The organism is Rhodovulum imhoffii (assembly GCF_003046545.1).
Classification (GTDB): Bacteria; Pseudomonadota; Alphaproteobacteria; order Rhodobacterales; family Rhodobacteraceae; genus Rhodovulum; species Rhodovulum imhoffii.
Genome location: NZ_QAAA01000001.1, coordinates 160818 through 179199, shown reverse-complemented (window position 1 = coordinate 179199; position 18382 = coordinate 160818). Strand labels below are relative to the sequence as shown.

Genomic DNA, 18382 nt, shown 5'->3' with positions numbered 1-18382 from the left:
GCGATCGACAGCCTGTCGCGGACTTCATGGGTTACGCAGCCACGGCGTTTCGCTGACGGCCAGCAACAAGCCCTCTGGCCCAAGAAAGCGCGTCACTTTCTGCCCCCAGGGTTCTTGCCTGTTGGAAATCAGCAGATGATAGCCCCGGGCCAACAGTCCTTCGGTGGCGATGGCAATATTCTCCACATCGAACTCCAGCCATGCCTGTGGTGTTGGAAGATCGGCGGGCCAATCATCCCGCCCGAAACAGGATTGCGCAGCTTGCGTGAGCGGCCAAAGCGCAAAATGCCTGCACCCCTCCAATTCGCCGTCCTCGGTCGAAAGATAGTCTTTGTTATCGCCGTATGGTTTGAGCGGCAGGCCAAGTGTCTCTGCATAAAGCGCCCGACTGCTCTCCGCATCTCTGGTTATTGGACCAAAGCCAGCGATAAAAAGCACCCCAAGTTCCGAAAGTCCCTGCTTCATGTCCGTCTCGATCCCGTATCTGCTTTCCGTCAGGCCATCTGCACCTATTCTGCTGTCCACCAGCCATAGCCTCTCGATCCCGGAAGTCCAGTGGCGGCTGTCAGAATTTCATCAGGCAGCACACCCACGTAGCGGGCGCAGGTAAGGTTTTTGCCTTCTGGCTGCGGGCAAACCGCGCCAGGGCGCAGCGGCACCCGAAGGGCATTTCGGGGCACAAATGGGGAAATGCCCTGACGATTGGCACACAGTGCCATGCGGGTCGCATCCGGAACCCCGGGAAAATGCAAGAGCGTCAAATTCCGGCTCCGTCCCCCGGAGCCCCACCGATACCGGCATGCCTGTCCGGTTTCACCGGGTCATGTCTTTCCGGTAGCCATCATCGCTTGCGGGCCTTGGGAAAAGCCGCCCGACGGCCACGCGCAGGGGGGATGCCCCCTCATTGTGCAGGAGAAACAAGGCGTCCAGCCCGCGCGCTCTTGCGAGATCCGCGCCCCTCTCAGGTCCAAGCACCATGAGCGCGGTCGCCCAGGCGTCGGCCTCGGCACAGGTGCGTGCCACCACGGTGACAGAAGCGGGAGACGCAATCAGCGGCGTGCCACGGGTCGGGTCCATCGTGTGCGACAGACGCCGCCCCTGCACCTCGATCCAATGGCGGTAGTCGCCCGAAGTCGCCACGGCGGCCTCCTCCAGCGCGAGGACGGAATGCAGCCTGCGCCGCCCGGCGTCGGGCGCCTCGACCGCGATCGTCCAGGCCTGCCCGTCGGGCCGCAAACCAAGCGCGCGCATCTCGCCGTCGACACCGACAAGCCCCGCGGCAACCCCATGTTCCCGCAAGGTTTCGGCCAGCCGGTCCACCCCGTACCCCTTCGCGATTCCGTTCAGGTCCAGTACGATGGGGGCGATCTTCCGGACATGGCGCGCCCCGATCTCCAGCGCCCCATGCGCAGGCACGCGGGCCCTTTCCCGCGCGGCCCGGATAAGATCCCCGGCCGCAGCCTCCGGGCCAAAACCCCAGGCCGTCACCGCATCGCCCATCCCGATATCGAAAGCCCCACCCGAGGCACGCCCGATATCCACACCAAGGCGCAGGACGTCGATCAGACGATCGGGGACCGCCATCCATTCACCCGTCGGTGCCGCGTTGATACGCATCAGGGCGCTGTCGGACTTCCAGGTTGACATCTGCGCGTCCACCTCATCCACCGCCGCCTGAAGCGCCATTCGGAGCGGGGCAGGATCGTAACCGGCCGCCGCAAAGAACAGCGCCGACCAGCGCGTGCCCATCGTCGGGCCGTTCAGGGCGACACGCACAAGATCAGAAGACATCTTCGACATACCGCCCCTCCGCCTTCAGCGCCGCAGGGTCAAGCCCGGCCGGCGCGAGGATCTCGGCCAGTGCATCGGACACGCCCGCCGCCATACCGCGCCCGCCGCAAACCATCACGCGGGCTCCGGCGCGAACGAGCCGCACGATTTCCTCTCTCTCGCTGCGCAGGGCGTCCTGCACGTAGTTGGGCCGTACCCCGCGCGAGACAGCCGTCACCAGCCGGGCAAGCCGGCCTTCTTCCTGCCAGGTGGACATCTCTTCGCCATAAAGAAAATCGCTGTCGGGGTGACGCATTCCGAAGAAAAGGTGGACAGGTCGCCGCCGCGCGTTCCCGCGCACGAACCCCGCAAGCGGCCCGATGCCGGTTCCGGCGCCAATCAGGATCAGCGGGGCGTGGCCGCGCCCCGGTCGAAAGCCGGGATTGCGGCGGGGAAAGGCGCTCACGGTCTGTCCGGGTTCCAGCGCGGTCAGTTGCCCCGAGCAGAGCCCGCCGGGATGCTTTTTGACCACGATTTCGATAAAGCCGTCGCGATGCGCAGAGGCGAGGGAATAGAACCGGGGAACCGGACTGCCCTCGGGCAGAATGCCAAGCAGATCGCCCGCACCGAACCGGGTGAACCCGGCGCCGGTCAGCCACTGCCCGAATGTGGGGCGCGGCAGGGCAAAGCGCAGGATCGCGGTCGGCGCCTGCACCTCGGCGCCATAATCCCGACGGGAGACGAGAGTCAGCGTTTCGGCCACCGGCAGAACCGGCTGGTGTGCAAGTTCAAGGTCAATCCCCAGCGCCTGGCCAAGCGCACGGCCCCAGCGCGCGAAATCTTGCGGGGACTGGCGGTTGACCGTACCCAGCGGCATGAGTTCGGACCAGCCCTTTTCCTCTGCGGCTGCGGCGACAGCTTTGGCAAAGGCGCAGTAGGCAGGAAAGCCGCGATCCCCGAAGCCCAGCACCGCCATGGCGGCATCGGGCGCGTTCTCAGCGGTATTCAGCCGGTCAAGAAACCCCTTGGCCGAAGCAGGCGCTGCGCCGTCACCATAGGTCGCGGCCAGCACGATGATCCGCTTGGCACACTCATAACGTCCCGGTGCGAAAGCCGTCATCGGGGCCGTGTGCACACGCTGTCCGGCCCCGCTCAGCGCGGCGTGAAGCGTCGCGGCAAAACCCCAGGTGCTGCCCCCCTCGCTTCCGACAAGCAGGATCGTTTCGGCCCGCGCCATCGGCTGATTGCCCCGAAGACGTGGCCGCCCGCGCCGCCCTGCATGCCAGACGACGAAACCTGTCCCCCCCATCGCCGGAACGGCGAGCGCCATGACCCCCAGCACAAGGCCGAGCACCGCAGCGCCCTGTCCGGTGTGCAGCATGTAAACGGTTTCCGAAGCGCGCTGCCATCCGGTCGGATCGGCCCAGACCAGGAGATCCCCGGTGCCCTGGTCCAGATACCCCGTTCCACGATCCGTTTTCAGTGTGAAAACATCGGAAACGTCACCGGGATTGGGAAAGCTCAGCGCGCGCAGTTCTGCGACGGGGAGGTGCCTGAGGGCGGCTATCTTGTCGGGTGCGATTTCGGTCGCACCGCTCACCTGGGCCGGAAAGGCGGGTTTGGCCTCGCCATCGGGGAGCAGGTCGAATGTGGAGGCCGCCAACCACAAGGCCGTCGTAGAGGACAAGACAAGTCCGATCACGGCGACCCTGGCGATCTCCGCATGCAGCCGCCCGGCAAGCGGGCCGCGCAGCGGCGAAAACCAGCGTTGCCAGCCCCCGGCCCGCCGCGCGATCAGCGCCGCGCCGGAAACAGACAAAACAAGCATGGCCGCCGCCCCGGCGGCCATGACGATGCGCCCACCGTCGCCAAGAAACAAGGAACGATGCAGGTTCGTCAGCCAGCGTTCGACCTTGTTGGGGTCGGCCGAGGTCACGCCCTTGCCGGTCGCCGGGTCGATCGCGGCAGCGCCGGGCATGCCCTGATCGAACCAGTAGGCGGTGGTCCGGCCCGACGGCGAGCGGCGGATCTGCTCAACACCGGGGTAGGCCGCATGGACACGCCCCGCAAGGGTTGCAACCGTCAGCCCCGCTTCCGCCCGCGGCGCGGCCACACGCTCGATCGCGGGAAAGATCGAGAGCGCCGCACCGCTCAAGGCGAGGACCGTCACGAGTGCAAAGGCCAGAAGACCCGGCCAGCGATGGAGTGCACGGATCATGACCTTGCCTCCTTACATGTCGTAGGTGAAGCTGGCGACGTAGCGGCGCCCCTTCACGGGCTGGCCCGCGCCCTCGGACGTCAGGGGCACGGCCACCTCGTTGGGACTGTCGCGCATGTCCTCGACAGCCGCATCGATGTGGAGCGTATAGCCCGCATCGAAAAGCGCATCGGCAAGGTCGAGCGTGATCTCCAGCGTGCGGCCCGCGCCGACGCTGGCGCCGGTAATGCCGTTGATGTGTGAGGTGTCGCCACCCGTGGCGCGGTACCAGTCGTTCAGATGTTCATAATATTTGGACTTGCCGCCAGCCATCCAAAGGCTGCCGACATAGGTGCCGGAGGCATCTGTTACATAGAGTGCAAGATAGGCGCCGTCGCCACCATAGGCGTTCAGGGTCGTGGTCAGCGTTACCGGCCGTGCCATACCGATACCGGGAAGCGTCAGCGCCGTGGTGAGCGCAAGTGTTGCAAGAAGCGATTTCATCGGGTCTGTCCTTTTCGAAGAATTGGGGGAAGGCTCAGTTCACCTGAACCTTCGGAAGCGCGCCGGAGCCGAACAGCCCGTTCCGGGGGGGGACAACGGTTCCGGCAGGCGCAAAATCGCGGGTATCGTCCCGGCAATCATCGTCGTCATCATCGTCATCATCATCGCAGTCGTCGTCGTCATCGTCGTCGTCGTCATCATCGTCATGACCCCGCCGCGACCCCTTGCGCCAGCGGGGGTCATCGTCGTCGTCACTGGCAAGAATCAGGAGGTGTGGCGCGCGCCCCTCGAAGAGCGCGACAACGGACCCGCCGCCCCCCTCGACAGATGCCGGAATCGCGCTCTGGGCAGGGGGGCCACCAGTGGCCGTCAAAAATGTCGAAGCAGATAGAAGCATCAGGGTTTTTCTCATGGCGGTCTCCTTCGTTTGTGGGGCACAATCTGGGGACCGAACCTGAGATCTTCCTGACGACGGAGCGGTTTTTTCTTCAGCTTACCGTCAGGAAAAGCGCACCGGACAGGCACGGAACGGGACTGGAGCATCCTTCAGACCTTGGGACGATCAGATGCGGATCAGGCAAAACCGCATATGCTTTCGTGGGCCCCGCCTAAAAGGCGGAGGCGGTCTTTTGCTTCACACCAGCCGCCGCGCCGCACGGCGGGGTTTTCTGTCCGCGCGTGCCTGCGGACGAAACCACGCCATCCCGTCAACGAGGCCCGAAAGAGCGAATGCCCCGTGAGGTGGCATCGTTATCGCGAAGAAGGCGAAACCAGCCCGGCCTCGCCGATACTCAAACCTGTGACGAACGGCTGGCAGGCACGAATCCGCTCCCGGTGAAATCCGCCGGGGCCCGGCCGTCGCCATCCGAAACTTCACCCGGCCATGAGATCGCCCAGCGGCAGGGCTGTGGTGGTGCGCATCGTTTCCAGCGCAAAGACCGAGTTCATGCTGCGAAGTCTGATCCTTGCTGTCAGATCCTTGTAGAACCTGTCAAAAGCCGCCATGTCCGGCACCACCACGCGCAGCATAAAGTCATGGCCCCCGGCAAGACGGTAGACATCGCGGACGGGTCCGAGCGTGTCGACGACACAGAGAAACTCCGCCCGCCATTGCGTCGTGTGCGCAACAGCTTCCACCATCACGAAGACGGTCAGCGACAGACCGATGGCCTGCGGATCAAGCAACGCCACGCGGGCGCGGATCACCCCGGTTTCTTCGTGTTTCTGGATGCGCTTCCAGCAAGGGGTTTGCGACAGCCCGACCTGGTCGGCGATACGTGCAACGGGAACGGTCGCATCGTGCTGCAGAATATCGAGGATTTTCAGATCGATCCGGTCGAACGTCATCGCACCTCCTTTTGGCCTGAATGGCCACTCCAGACGAGTCGATGCAAGCATGTCATAATTCACTATAATGTCGATAATATAAATCGTCTTTTTGTGAGACTCGCTTTTGGCGCCGATCTTGGTAATGTCGACCTTGCTAGTCGCACTTTCCGGGGCAGTTTCGGCGAATGATCACCTACAAGACCAAGTATGCGCTCAAGGCGCTGATGGTTCTCGCCGACGAAACGTCGGGCAAGGGCGGGGCCCTGCGTATCGAGGAAATCGCGGAGCGGTCAGGCGCACCAAAGCGGTTCCTGGAGCACATCCTTCTGGACCTCAAGCGCGCCGGGCTGATCGGCAGCCGCCGCGGTCGCAAAGGAGGCTACGAACTGATCAAGGAGCCAAAGCGTGTATCGCTTGCGGAGGTGTTGCGGCTGATTGACGGACCGCTTGCGCCCCTGCCCTGCCTGTCCCGCCGTGCCTACCAACGCTGCGAGGATTGCACGGATGAGGAAGCCTGCCGCGTACGTGCCGTTTTCGGGGGGTTTTACGCCGCCTACAGTCTCATGATCGAATCGCTGACACTCGCCGACCTGCAGGAGGATGCCCAGCCGATTGAAAGATTTGCCCTCCCGGAGCCGCACGCCGGGGAATGATCTCCCCCCATATCGCCTAAAAAGAGTGTATTTCTTCCTTTGAAAATCACGATCAAGTCTGTCGTAATTTTGGTGTCAGGCAGGCTTGCGCCCCCCCGCGCCGACGGCTGACACCGGAGTTGACACGATCAGCATAGGACAGGTCATGTTTCGTACTATCCAAATCGGCGCCCACGCGCTGGCACAAGGAACGTTCGTCCGAAATCTCGGCGACGGGCGGATCGAGATCGAAACCGGGCATGCCACCCGTCAGACCGGACGGCCGGTCACGCCAGCCCAAATTGATAAACCCATCGCTTCGCCATGGCAAAAGACACTGGGCGCCACGCCCCGCAGGGGGGTGATTGCAGCGGCTGCCGCGATCGGCATCGCCTTCGCCGGGGCGATGCCGGCAAGTGCGCAGGACAGCGTGGAAATCCTTAATGTCTCCTACGATCCCACGCGCGAATTCTACCGGGAATACAATGAACTCTTCAACGACTGGTGGACCGCGCAGGGCAATGCCCCGGTCACCATCCAGCAATCCCATGGCGGCGCGGGCGCGCAGGCGCGGGCGGTTATCGACGGCCTGGAGGCAAGTGTGGTAACGCTGGCCCTGTCGGCCGACATCGACACGATCGCCGAACGCACCGGACGAATTCCCGAAGACTGGCAGTCGCGACTTCCGCACAACTCCTCGCCCTACACATCGACCATCGTGTTCCTTGTGTCTGAGGGAAATCCGCGCGCAATCAAGGACTGGAACGATCTGATCCGCGCAGACGTGTCCGTCATCACGCCGAACCCCAAGACAAGCGGAGGCGCCCGCTGGAATTTCCTTGCCGCGTGGGCCTATGCCGCACGCAACGGGCTTGACCCGGCTGAATTCGTCGGCGCGCTCTACCGCAATGTGCCGGTGCTTGACACCGGGGCACGGGGATCGACCACGACCTTTACCCAACGCGGTATTGGCGATGTTCTTCTGGCCTGGGAAAACGAGGCGTTCCTCGTGCTAGACGAACTTGGCGAAACCGCCTTTGACATCGTCGTGCCCTCGGTCTCGATTCTGGCCGAGCCGCCGGTGACTCTGGTCGACGGCAACATCGCGTCCGATGCACAGCGCAAGGCAGCCAAGGCCTATCTGGAATATCTCTACAGTCCCGAAGCACAGGCGCTGGCCCTACGTCACCGTTACCGCGCCTGGGACACGTCTCTGGCAGCGCCCGAAGATATCGCGCGCTTTCCGAAACTGGATCTGGTCACCATCTCGGACTTCGGTGGCTGGCCGGTCGTGCAGCCCGAATATTTCGGTGAAAACGGCATCTTCGACCAGATCTACGAGGAATAGGAGATGAGGGCGAAGATTCTCCGCTCTCCCTCTCCGCTGCCGGGATTTGGGGTGAGCTTCGCGATCATGATGACGGCGCTGTCGTTCGTGGTTCTGCTTCCCATCGGTGCGCTGCTGGGGCGCGGCTTCATGACAGGCCCGGCGGAATTGTGGGATATGGTGAACTCACGCCGGATCTGGGCGGCACTGATGCTGTCCTTCCGCGCGGCGCTGATCGCGTCGCTCATCAACCTCTTCTTCGGACTGATGCTTGCCTGGGTTCTGGTGCGCTACCGCTTCTGGGGGAGACGCGTCATCGACGCGGCGGTGGATCTGCCCTTCGCCCTGCCGACAGCGGTCGCGGGTATCGCGCTCAGCGCACTCTATGCGCCGAACGGCATATTCGGGCAGGCGCTGGCCCCGCTCGGCCTTCAGGTCGCTTATACCGAGGTCGGCATCTGGGTAGCCCTGATCTTCATCGGATTGCCCTTCGTGGTCCGCACCGTCCAGCCGGTGATCGGGGAACTGGAACCGGACCTCGAAGAGGTCAGCGCCACACTCGGCGCCCGCCGCGCCTATACGCTGCGCCGGGTCGTTCTGCCTGCGCTCACACCTGCGCTGTTCTCCGGCTTTGCCCTCGCGCTGGCGCGATCGGTCGGGGAATATGGCTCGGTGATCTTCATCGCGGGCAATATCCCGAACGTGACCGAGATCGCACCGCTCCTGATCGTGATCCGGCTCGAAGAATACAACTACGACGCCGCGGCCGCGATCGGGATCGCAATGCTGATCCTCTCTTTCGCAATGCTGTTGGGCATCAATGCCATCCAGATCTGGAGCAGACGGAGAATCGGCCTTGTCTGATTTCACCCCCGCGCAAACAGGCCGCGCCACCGCCGAACCGCGCCCCGTCCGCTATTTGCTGATCGGCGGCACGACCGTCTTTGTCGCGTTGTTTCTCTTCGCGCCACTGCTGACCGTCTTTACCGAGGCACTGGCCGATGGCTGGCGCAGCGCCCTGGCGGCGCTGTCGCTTCCCGATGCGCGGGCCGCAGCCCGCATGACGCTGTCAATCGCCGCGATTGCCGTGCCGCTCAACGCGATTTTCGGCCTTGCCGCGGCTTGGGCCATTGCCAAATTCGATTTCAGCGGCAAGGCGTTCCTGATTACCCTGATCGACCTGCCGTTCTCGGTGTCGCCGGTCGTCGCGGGGCTGATGCTGGTGCTCCTGTTTGGCGCGAACTCCTCGCTCGGGGTCTGGCTGATGGCCAACGACATGCGTGTCGTCTTCGCCTTTCCGGGCATTCTGCTTGCCACGCTTTTCGTGACCTTCCCCTTCGTCGCACGGGAACTGATCCCGGTGATGATCGAGCAAGGCCGTACCGAAGAAGAGGCGGCGCTGACACTTGGCGCCTCCGGGTGGCGTACCTTCCTTACGGTGACCCTGCCCAACATCCGCTGGGCACTGCTTTATGGTGTCCTGTTGTGCAACGCGCGGGCCATGGGCGAATTCGGCGCCGTGGCCATCGTCTCGGGTAAAATCCGGGGCAAAACGGCAACGATGCCGACAATGGTCGAGATGTTCTATAATGAATACCTCTCGGTCGCGGCCTTTTCGCTCGCTGCGGTGCTGGCCATGCTGGCCCTTCTGACCCTGCTGCTGAAAACCCTGCTCGAATGGCGCCACGCGGATCTGCTGGCAGCCACGCGGCTTCATTGAGAAAGTTGGCGATGAACATCGACATTGAAGACCTGGCCAAGGAATTCGGACCCGAACGGGCCCTGCACCCGGTATCGCTCTCAATCCCTTCAGGCGCACTCATCGCTCTGCTCGGACCGTCCGGGTCCGGCAAGACGACACTCCTGCGCATCCTTGCAGGGCTCGAATTTCCCACCTCGGGGTGCGTGCGCTTCGATGGAGCGGACGCGACCGGGCTCAGCATTCAGGCACGCCGCGCGGGCTTCGTGTTTCAAAACTATGCTCTTTTCCGCCACATGACGGTATTCGAGAACGTGGCCTACGGCCTGCGGGCAAAGCCCCGCCGGGAGCGCCCCACCAGAGCAGAGATCGACCGCCGTGTGACCCGGCTTCTCGAGATGATCCAGCTTCCCGAAATCGGCAGCCGCTACCCCAACCAGCTTTCCGGAGGTCAGAGGCAGCGCGTAGCACTGGCACGGGCACTGGCCATCGAACCGCGTATGCTGCTCCTCGATGAACCCTTCGGCGCGCTCGATGCGAGAGTTCGCAAGGACCTGCGTCAGAGCCTGCGCGATATCCATGACCGCACCGGCCTGACCACCGTCTTCGTGACCCACGACCAGGAGGAGGCGATGGAACTGGCCGATCTTGTCGTCATCATGTCGATGGGACGTATCGAGCAGATCGGCAAACCCGCCGATATCCGTGCCAGACCTGTCAGCGATTTCGTGCGCGCGTTCACTGCGGCCTGACCCGGATCAGACAGGAAACACCTTCCCGATGCACAATACCAAGTCAAACGAGCGGAACAATTCCGGGACAGGTCCAGCCAGCCACCGTAATCCCCGCGGGCGAGGTCACCTGCGCGCAATTCTTCGGGCGCACGTCGGCATCGACCATCAGCGGCCTGTATCCGCCGCCGGCTCCATGGCCAGCAACTCGACCATTTCGGGATGCGCCTTGTTCGACGCCCACCGCGATCATCGCCTCACCCAGGCGCCGACAGGGCAGAGCCGGAAAACCCCGTAACGGCATGGATCACCGCTTCGGTGTCCAAAGCCACGGCTTCACCGCCTGCTGCCATCAATGAGACGCGGGTCCTTCCAGGCTGTCCTTCACCGACCCGCTCATCGGCGACCAACGCGGAGACTCATCGGCGACCAACGCGGAGATATGTCATGCCCCGCCCATCAAACCGACGCACCTTTCAGGCGGATCACGCACCCAACGCATCCCGCAAGCACGCCGACGACAATCGCGACGACCAGTTCCAGCATCTCCAGATTCGCGAATTGCCAGCCCGCGAAGAGGAACGTCTCCACGATTCCAACCAGGCCGCCCATCAGCGCGGCCAGCCAGATGTGGCGGGTCATCATGCCCAGGGCCACCCCCAAAAGACCGGGAAGGCCCAGTGCGTTGCCCCCGATTGTTCCGAAAATTTCCAGCATCTTCTCTTCTCCTCCCTATTCCGACCGGCTGCGCAGGTAGAATTGAGTGGCCTCATGATCGGCCGCAGCCAACCGACGGGACGAGGGTGTCATGCTCAGGGCTTCCAGAACCTTTTCGTATTCCTCCAGGTAGCTCGGCGGAAGGCGGTGGGCGATGCCCTGATGGCAGTCGATACAGGTCATGTCGCTGTCGATCGCGCGCTGGTGTTCGGACGCGGCGCGCACCTCTTGCAGGGTGAAATCCATGTAGTCGAAATTATGACAGTTCCGGCATTCCCGGCTGTCGGAGGCCTTCATCTTCCTCCACACGGCCGAGGCCATCTGCAGGCGGTGTTCCTCGTATTTCTCGGGCGTGTTTATGGTTCCCACCATCTCGTGATAGACATCCTTCACGGCCATGATCTTGGCTTTGATCTTGTGGCTCCACTCGTGCGGCACGTGGCAATCCGAACAAATGGCACGGACACCGGAGTGGTTGTTATAGTGGATGGTTTCGCGATACTCCCCCAGATTGGTTTCCATTGTGTGGCAGGAAACGCAAAATTCCTCGGTATTGGTCAGTTCCACCGACCAATGGAACCCGCCCCAGAAGAAGATGCCTGCCAGGAACCCGGCGATCAGGGTGAAACCGACGCTGAGGACAGCCGTCGGCCCCCAGAACCAATCCCAAAACCGACGGATCATGCCGCGATTATCAGGCCTGTCTGCCATATCGGATGCTCCTTTCGATAAATACCGGATCAGCGCCCGGATGAGGGCTCGAAGTCATTCTCGACCAGCGCCGGCGCATCGGCCTGTGGCACGTGGCACTGGTTGCAGAAATATCTTGTGCCCGCGATGTGATCGAGCTCGTTGCCTTCGCGATCCAGGTAATGGGTCATCGACAGGGTCGGTGCGTTGCGTTCCCCCGCCTTGGTCCAGTCATGACAGGACAGGCATTGATTGGTGCGCGTGTCGATCTGGTACTGATCGACCGTATGCGGGATCAGGGGCGGTTGCTGGCGGTAGTTGCGCTGCATCCGGCCCTCGATATTGCGGTGGATCTGGTCGATCGCCACGGGCTCATCGACTTCGGCGCCGCGCAGGGTCGCGACCTGAGCAGACTGGGCAAGGACGACACCACATAGCATGAGTGCGGGGATCAGCGCCGATACACCCCATATGACGTTTCTTTTCATGTCGTTTCTTCCTCTCGGTTTCGTCAGGTGGCTTGCGGGTTTTGCGCCGGGATGGGGTCGGCGGGTTCGTTGATGTGGTCGTTGAACCGATGGGTGAAGGCGAAAACATCGACCGCGCAGACATCGATGCAGCGTCCACAATTCGTGCAGTCCGGCGACAGGATCAGGGGCGTGGAACCCGGTTTGCCTGTCAGCGCAGGTGAGATGACCTGGTTTTCGGGGCAAACCGCGTAGCAATCCATGCAGTTGTTGCAGGCGGCGCGGTTGGCGGCACTAACGCGCAACAGGCTTTTATGGCCGACGAGGCCGTAAAACGCGCCCACCGGGCAGACATGGCCGCACCAGCCGTGGCGCGAGACAATGAGGTCGAAGAGAAAAATCGCCGCCACCATCATCCAGACGAAGCCCATGCCAAAAACCAACCCGCGATGGAGCATGGTGATCGGATTGATCACCTCCCATGCGATGGTCCCGGTGAGGGCGGAGACGATCAGAACCGTGGCCAGAACCCATAGCCGCGTGCTGCGCATGGGCTGCCACCCCTTGGGCAGGTCCAGCCGCCGGTGCAGCCAGTTCGCCGCATCCGTCACCGGGTTGATCGGACAGACCCAGGCGCAATAAACGCGACCGCCGATCAGCGAGTAGCTCACCAACACGATCAGACCGCCGATCAGGGCCGACAACTCAGCCCGATGTCCGCCGACAACGCCCTGCAACAGGATGAACGGATCGGTCAGCGGCAGTATGCCCAGTGTCAGCGATGCCGCCAGCGTTCCTTGCACGATCCAGAGCCCCAACCATGGGCCAAGCAGGAACAGCACCAGGAAAAACACCTGGCTGAAGCGCCGCAGCAGCAGGTAACGATGCGCACCAAACCATCCCTTGACCTCGATGGCCTCCCGGCCCACCGGGTCATGCGTTCGCGCGCTCATTGCCCCGCCCCTGGCAATTTGAAGGCCGGTTCGAACCCGCCGGGCGCGGCGAGGTTGTCGGTACCGGGTCCCGGCAGGCGGTCAGGCAGGTCGATGATCCCTTCGACCACCGGGGCGCCCTTGGCCTCCTTCTCTTCCCAACCCTTGCGGTAATGTTCCGCCGCACTGCTGCGGGCAAGCCGTGCGGGCAGGACCTTGATCGCCGCCTCGGGCAGAACGCAGGCCTTTTCGCAGACACCGCAGCCGGTGCAGCGGTCGGCATGGACCGTGGGGGCAAAGATCGCGTGGTGGCCGGAACGGGCGTTATGGGACAGTTCCAGCGAAATCGCTTCGTCAATCACCGGGCAGACGCGGTAGCAGACGTCGCAACGCAGGCCAAGGAAGTTCAGGCAATTTTCCTGATCGACCAGCACAGCGATGCCCATCCTGGCATCGTCGATATTGGTCAACCCCTTGTCCAGGGCCCCCGTGGGACAGGCCGCGACACAAGGGATATCATCACACATCTCACAGGGGGTTTCGCGTGCGGTGAAATAGGGTGTGCCCGTGGCCGCGGCGGCCATGCCCAGTTCCGCCAGTTTCAACGTGTCATAGGGACAGGCGCGCACGCATAATCCACAGCGGACGCAAGCGGAAAGGAAATTCTCCTCCGGCAAGGCTCCCGGCGGACGCAAGGCCTCCGCCTGCAAGGCGCGGGCGTCGCGGGCCAGATAGGCCAATAGCGACCCTGCCGCCACGCAACCGCCCGCCATGCGCGCCGTATCCTGAAGGAAACGGCGGCGCCGCGGTGAAAGGGGCTTGCTGGGAGAGGGCATGGCTGCTTTCCTCGGACCCGCTTACGCCCGTTCGACCTTACAGGCACATTTCTTGAAGTCGGTTTCCTTCGAAAGCGGGCAAGTCGCGTCCAGCGTCAGCTTGTTGGTGAGTTGCCCCTCGTCGAACCAGGGCATGAAGACCAGGCCGCGCGGCATCTTGTTGCGCCCGCGGGTTTCGACACGGCTGATGACCTCACCCCGCCGGGTTGAAAGCGTGATCTCTTGCCCCCGCCGCAATCCACGATCCCTGGCGTCCTCAGGGTGCATGTAAACCACGGCCGAAGTAAAGGCCCGGTGCAGTTCCGGCACCCGGCGAGTCATCGACCCGGAATGCCAGTGTTCCAGCACCCGGCCTGTACAAAGCCAGAGATCGTATTCCTCATCCGGCATCTCGGCCGCAGGCTCGTAGGGCGCGAAGATGATCTTGGCCTTGCTGTCCTCCTTGTGGCCATAGAACGCGATCTGTGCCCCTTTGGGGACATAGGGGTCGTACCCTTCGCGGAAACGATAAAGCGTTTCCTTGCCATCCACCACGGGCCAGCGCAGGCCGCGCGCCTGGTGGTAGGTGTCGAAGGGGGCCAGATCATGGGCGTGACCGCGCCCAAATGCGGCGTATTCCTCGAACAGGCCTTTCTGCACGTAAAAGCCGAAATGCTCGGATTCCTGGTTGGCAAAACCCTCAGCCGTTTCAGACAGCGGAAACTTGTCGACAACGCCGTTGGCATAAAGCACGTCGTAAAGCGTCTTGCCCGCCAGTTCCGGCTTCTTGGCGGCCAGTTCCTCACCCCAGGCTTCCTCGACAGTGAACCGCTTGGAAAATTCCATCAGCTGCCAAAGGTCCGACCTGGCTTCCCCCGGCGCATCCACCTGCTGACGCCAGAACTGGGTGCGGCGTTCGGCATTGCCGTAGGCGCCTTCCTTTTCGACCCACATCGCGGTGGGCAGGATAAGGTCGGCGGACATCGTGGTCACGGTCGGATAAGGGTCCGACACGGTGATGAAGTTCTCCGGATTTCGATAACCGGGGAAGCCTTCCTCGTTGATATTCGGCGCCGCCTGCATGTTGTTGTTGCACTGCACCCAATAGGCGTTCAGGTCCCCATCCTTCAGCTTGCGGTTCTGGAGGACCGCGTGAAAGCCGGGCTTCGCGGGGATCGTGCCCTCGGGAATGTTCCAGGCGGTTTCGCAAATTTCGCGATGCTTGTCGTTCATGACCACCATATCGGCGGGCAGGCGATGGGCGAAGGTGCCGACCTCGCGCGCCGTACCGCAGGCCGAAGGTTGCCCGGTCAGCGAGAAGGGCGAATTGCCGGGTTCGGAAATCTTGCCGACCAGCAGATGCACGTTATACATCAGAGAGTTCACCCAGGAGCCACGCGCGTGCTGGTTGAATCCCATGGTCCACAGGCTCATCACCTTGCGGTTCGGGTCGGCGTATTGCTGTGCCAGCCGTTCCAACTGTGCCGCCGGAACACCCGAAAGCCCGGACACGTAGTCCAGCGTGTAATCGGCGACGGCGGCGGCGTATTCGTCAAAGCTGATCGGCTCCAGTTTGCCGGAATTCGGGTTTTCGGCGGCCTTCTGCAACTCATGCTCATCCCGCAGACCATAGCCGATATCGGTCGCCGTCCTGGTGATGTTGACGTGTTTGTTGACGAAATCTTCATTCACCGCGCCATTCTGGATAATGTAGTTCGCGATATAGTTTAAGATCGCCAGATCGGTTTGCGGCGCAAAGATGATGCCATTATCGGCCAGTTCAAACGAGCGGTGTTCAAAGGTCGACAGCACATGTACCTCGGCCCCCGGCTTGGTCAGGCGCGTGTCGGTCAGGCGCGACCACAGGATCGGGTGCATCTCTGCCATGTTCGATCCCCACAGGACGAACGTGTCCGCGTGTTCCAGATCGTCATAGCAACCCATCGGTTCATCTATGCCGAAGGTACGAATGAAGCCCACGACAGCAGAGGCCATGCAGTGCCGTGCATTGGGGTCGATATTATTGGTACGAAAGCCGGCCTTCATCAGTTTGGCGGCGGCATAGCCTTCCCAGACCGTCCACTGGCCGGACCCGAACATGCCCACGCTTGTTGGCCCCTTGTTGGCCAGCGCCTCTTTCCACTTCTGCGCCATGACATCGAAGGCTTCGTCCCAACTGACCGGTTCGAAATCTCCGTGCTTGTCATAAACACCGTTCGATTTCCGCAGCAAAGGCGTGGTCAGGCGATCCTGCCCGTACATGATCTTGGACAGGAAATAGCCCTTGATGCAGTTCAGCCCGCGATTCACCGGCGCATCCGGATCGCCCTGCGTGGCGACGACGCGGCCCTCCTTGGTGCCCACAAGAACCGAACAACCCGTACCACAGAACCGGCACGGCGCCTTGTCCCAGCGGATCTCCGGTGTGGCCGCCTGTGCATTGGCGGCCCCCGCAGCCAACGGAATACCGGCTGCCGAGGCGGTGGCGGCCGCGGCGGTGGCCTTCAGAAAGGTGCGGCGGGATTCGGAAATGGTCATGGTGTGGTCCTCCGGCTGGTGTCCTGGCTGGGAGCGTTGGGGTTCGGATAGGTCTCCGCAAGGTCTTCGAAATGGTGATAGGTCAGCGTCAGGGAAATGACGCCGGGGGTCTGGTGCAGGTCCATGATCGTCTCGGAGGCGCATCGCCCAGACGTATCCTCGACCACGACGACAAAGCGGCCATCGTCATCGGTGGCATGAATCTCAACCCCCTCGGTGCCCAGCATCGCCGCCCGCACGGCCTCGGCGTGTTCTGGCACAACATGGACCAGGCAACCGCAAATATTCATTCCGCCGCCTCCACCCGGGGCGCGGCCCCGTAGGCCATGGTGACAGCCCCGGCCGGGCACACGCCCACACAGGCCCCGCAACCGGTGCAGGCATCGTGATCGACGTGGATCGCCCCCACCGGCCCGGCGCGCAGGTCGAACCGCAGCGCATGTGCATCACAGGCGTCGGTGCAACTGCGGCAAGACACCCCCATCCGCAAAAGACAGGCCGCACCAAGCCGGGCGGTCAGGGTCCAGGGCGTCTGCGTCTCATCGCGAAAGACGCCTTCGCCACAGGCGGCGGCGCAATCCCTGCAAAAAGTGCAGCTGTTTTCCAAGAAATCGACAATGGGCGTCCGCGCCGGCCCCGCGCGCAGGATTGCCTCAGGGCACGCGGCGATACAGTCGCCACAAGAGGTGCACAGCGCACGCACACGCCCTTCATCCGTCCAGGGCGGCCGTACGAAACCCGCGCCCCGACGCCGCCAGGCGACTTGCTGTTCTTGACGCTTCAATCTCCGACTTTCCGTTACTGATAGCCCCCGGTCGGGCTTGACCCTAGCCAGTCGGGTGGGGGCCATCATTGATCAATGTCAAACTTTAATAATAAAAATTTAGTAAATATTAACATTACCTCATGATCGTGCAGGCCGATCTGCATCGCTGGCTACGGGCGTGACGCGCCGGCGTTGGCCTGACGATTTGCCCGCCATCAGGCCCGCCCGATCCACCTTGCGGCTATACCTGTGCAAGAGCGCAAGAATTGTCGCCGGTCGAGGGCAGCCTTTGAAACCATAAGCACCCGGATGAGGCCCTGTCGATCTCGCCTGGGCGGGAATCGTCGTCGGTGCCACCCGGCAGGAAGGCCGTGCCAAAATTTCGTTTGGCGCATTTGATCGGCCAGGGCAGTTCGCCGGCTGATCGGCGGCGTAGCCATCCGATCATCTGAGGTCATGGGGCCATGGCGGGTCGAAATGTGTTTGTCGCGACAGCGTTAACCACGCCTTAACCCAAAAACCGGAAAACCCCGACCGGAGGGACCCTTGATGCGCCTTGCCTTGCTGATGATCCTCTGCGCCCTGGCCTGGCCAGTCTCCGCTGGTCCATGGCCACGGGACAAGGGGCATGTCTTTCTGTCCACAGACCAGACCATCCACCGCGATGAAACCTGGAACACCGGTTACATCCCCACGCATAACGGCCTTTACGCCGAGCTTGGGCTGGGCGACGGGCTGACCTTGGGCTTTGACGGAGCGATGGGGCAATATCTTGACGATTGGGTCGCGCTGGTCTTTCTCCGCCTGTCCCTGCCTGCGGGTGAAAACGGCCATCGCCTGGCCGGGGAAGTCGGTCTGGGAACCCGCAACCGCCCGCTCGTAGGGCGCGAAAGGGTACTGCGTGCGGGGGCATCCTGGGGCTACGGGATGCAAAAGCCGTGGCACGGCGCCTGGGTCTCTCTGGAGGGAGAGTTCACGCTTTATCCGTCCAGCGACGAACATCTCCTGAAGCTCGACGGCACCCTGGGCGTGAAACCGGGCGAAACGACCATGCTGATTGCGCAGCTCCAATCCGGTGCCACTTCACAAGGCAGCAGGTATCTGCGGTTCGAGCCCAGCGCGGTTTACCGCCTGTCACAGTTTCAATATCTTGTAGCCGGCCTTTCGATGGACATTCTCGAAGACGACCGGATCGGTCTGAAGATGGGAAGCTGGTTCGAATTCTGACAGGCAAAGGGCTGTGAAACCGCCCGGAATCGCGGCATCAT

General features: G+C 62.7%; 20 protein-coding genes. 6 read left to right on the top strand and 14 right to left on the bottom strand.

Annotated features, from left to right (window positions below; translation table 11 throughout):
• Positions 1-24: 24 nt before the first annotated feature.
• From C8N32_RS00875 to C8N32_RS00850, 6 genes are all read right to left on the bottom strand, one after another.
• Complete coding sequence (locus C8N32_RS00875) at positions 25-465, bottom strand: VOC family protein (protein WP_107890582.1); 441 nt, start codon at positions 463-465, stop codon at positions 25-27.
• Between the two features lie 348 nt (positions 466-813).
• Complete coding sequence (locus tag C8N32_RS00870) at positions 814-1800, bottom strand: FAD:protein FMN transferase (protein ID WP_107890581.1); 987 nt, start codon at positions 1798-1800, stop codon at positions 814-816.
• On the bottom strand, positions 1781-3988 hold the full coding sequence (locus C8N32_RS00865) for a PepSY domain-containing protein (protein WP_107890580.1): 2208 nt from the start codon (positions 3986-3988) through the stop codon (positions 1781-1783). The genes C8N32_RS00870 and C8N32_RS00865 overlap by 20 nt, the downstream gene beginning before the upstream one ends.
• A 12-nt stretch (positions 3989-4000) precedes the next feature.
• A complete protein-coding gene (locus C8N32_RS00860; protein ID WP_107890579.1) occupies positions 4001-4471 on the bottom strand; it encodes a DUF2271 domain-containing protein in 471 nt (156 codons plus the stop codon).
• 34 nt (positions 4472-4505) lie between these two features.
• On the bottom strand, positions 4506-4883 hold the full coding sequence (locus tag C8N32_RS00855) for a hypothetical protein (protein WP_107890578.1): 378 nt from the start codon (positions 4881-4883) through the stop codon (positions 4506-4508).
• A 461-nt stretch (positions 4884-5344) separates the two neighbouring features.
• Complete coding sequence (locus C8N32_RS00850; RefSeq protein ID WP_107890577.1) at positions 5345-5818, bottom strand: Lrp/AsnC family transcriptional regulator; 474 nt, start codon at positions 5816-5818, stop codon at positions 5345-5347.
• Between the two features lie 167 nt (positions 5819-5985).
• Here C8N32_RS00850 and C8N32_RS00845 point away from each other — a divergent pair, with 167 nt between their 5' ends.
• From C8N32_RS00845 to C8N32_RS00825, 5 genes are all read left to right on the top strand, one after another.
• Positions 5986-6453, top strand: a complete 468-nt coding sequence (locus tag C8N32_RS00845) for an RrF2 family transcriptional regulator (protein WP_107890576.1) — start codon at positions 5986-5988, stop codon at positions 6451-6453.
• A 385-nt stretch (positions 6454-6838) separates the two neighbouring features.
• Entirely contained in the window at positions 6839-7780 is a 942-nt protein-coding gene (locus C8N32_RS00840; RefSeq protein WP_242509660.1) for a sulfate ABC transporter substrate-binding protein, read from the top strand.
• A 3-nt stretch (positions 7781-7783) separates the two neighbouring features.
• Positions 7784-8623 (top strand): sulfate ABC transporter permease subunit CysT, encoded by an 840-nt coding sequence (gene cysT, locus C8N32_RS00835; RefSeq protein ID WP_107890574.1) that lies wholly within the window; start codon positions 7784-7786, stop codon positions 8621-8623.
• The gene (cysW, locus tag C8N32_RS00830) at positions 8616-9479 is read left to right on the top strand and encodes a sulfate ABC transporter permease subunit CysW (RefSeq protein WP_170106700.1); all 864 of its coding nucleotides are present in this window, start codon (positions 8616-8618) and stop codon (positions 9477-9479) included. Before cysT ends, cysW begins: the two co-directional genes overlap by 8 nt.
• 11 nt (positions 9480-9490) lie before the next feature.
• The gene (locus tag C8N32_RS00825) at positions 9491-10210 is read left to right on the top strand and encodes a sulfate/molybdate ABC transporter ATP-binding protein (RefSeq protein ID WP_107890572.1); all 720 of its coding nucleotides are present in this window, start codon (positions 9491-9493) and stop codon (positions 10208-10210) included.
• Between the two features lie 438 nt (positions 10211-10648).
• On the opposite strand, the gene C8N32_RS00820 is transcribed toward C8N32_RS00825, so the two are convergent.
• Genes C8N32_RS00820 through napF form a run of 8 tightly spaced genes read right to left on the bottom strand, consistent with a single transcriptional unit; the run spans position 10649 to position 17198 of the window.
• Positions 10649-10906, bottom strand: a complete 258-nt coding sequence (locus C8N32_RS00820; RefSeq protein WP_107890571.1) for a hypothetical protein — start codon at positions 10904-10906, stop codon at positions 10649-10651.
• A gap of 15 nt (positions 10907-10921) precedes the next feature.
• Positions 10922-11590: a NapC/NirT family cytochrome c gene (locus C8N32_RS00815; RefSeq protein ID WP_170106699.1), complete on the bottom strand. Its 669-nt coding sequence runs from the start codon at positions 11588-11590 to the stop codon at positions 10922-10924.
• A 56-nt stretch (positions 11591-11646) separates the two neighbouring features.
• Complete coding sequence (locus C8N32_RS00810) at positions 11647-12084, bottom strand: nitrate reductase cytochrome c-type subunit (protein ID WP_107890569.1); 438 nt, start codon at positions 12082-12084, stop codon at positions 11647-11649.
• 23 nt (positions 12085-12107) lie between these two features.
• Entirely contained in the window at positions 12108-13016 is a 909-nt protein-coding gene (gene napH / locus C8N32_RS00805; RefSeq protein ID WP_107890568.1) for a quinol dehydrogenase ferredoxin subunit NapH, read from the bottom strand.
• Positions 13013-13831: a ferredoxin-type protein NapG gene (napG, locus tag C8N32_RS00800; protein WP_107890567.1), complete on the bottom strand. Its 819-nt coding sequence runs from the start codon at positions 13829-13831 to the stop codon at positions 13013-13015. The genes napH and napG overlap by 4 nt, the downstream gene beginning before the upstream one ends.
• A 21-nt stretch (positions 13832-13852) precedes the next feature.
• Entirely contained in the window at positions 13853-16348 is a 2496-nt protein-coding gene (gene napA, locus C8N32_RS00795; RefSeq protein ID WP_107890566.1) for a nitrate reductase catalytic subunit NapA, read from the bottom strand.
• Entirely contained in the window at positions 16345-16638 is a 294-nt protein-coding gene (locus C8N32_RS00790) for a chaperone NapD (RefSeq protein ID WP_107890565.1), read from the bottom strand. The genes napA and C8N32_RS00790 overlap by 4 nt, the downstream gene beginning before the upstream one ends.
• Positions 16635-17198 (bottom strand): ferredoxin-type protein NapF, encoded by a 564-nt coding sequence (gene napF / locus C8N32_RS00785; protein ID WP_107890761.1) that lies wholly within the window; start codon positions 17196-17198, stop codon positions 16635-16637. The genes C8N32_RS00790 and napF overlap by 4 nt, the downstream gene beginning before the upstream one ends.
• Before the next feature lie 465 nt (positions 17199-17663).
• On the opposite strand from napF, the gene C8N32_RS00780 reads away from it, so the two are divergent.
• Positions 17664-18341 carry a hypothetical protein gene (locus C8N32_RS00780; RefSeq protein ID WP_107890564.1) on the top strand — a complete coding sequence of 226 codons (678 nt, stop codon included), beginning with the start codon at positions 17664-17666 and terminating at the stop codon, positions 18339-18341.
• Positions 18342-18382: the final 41 nt, after the last annotated feature.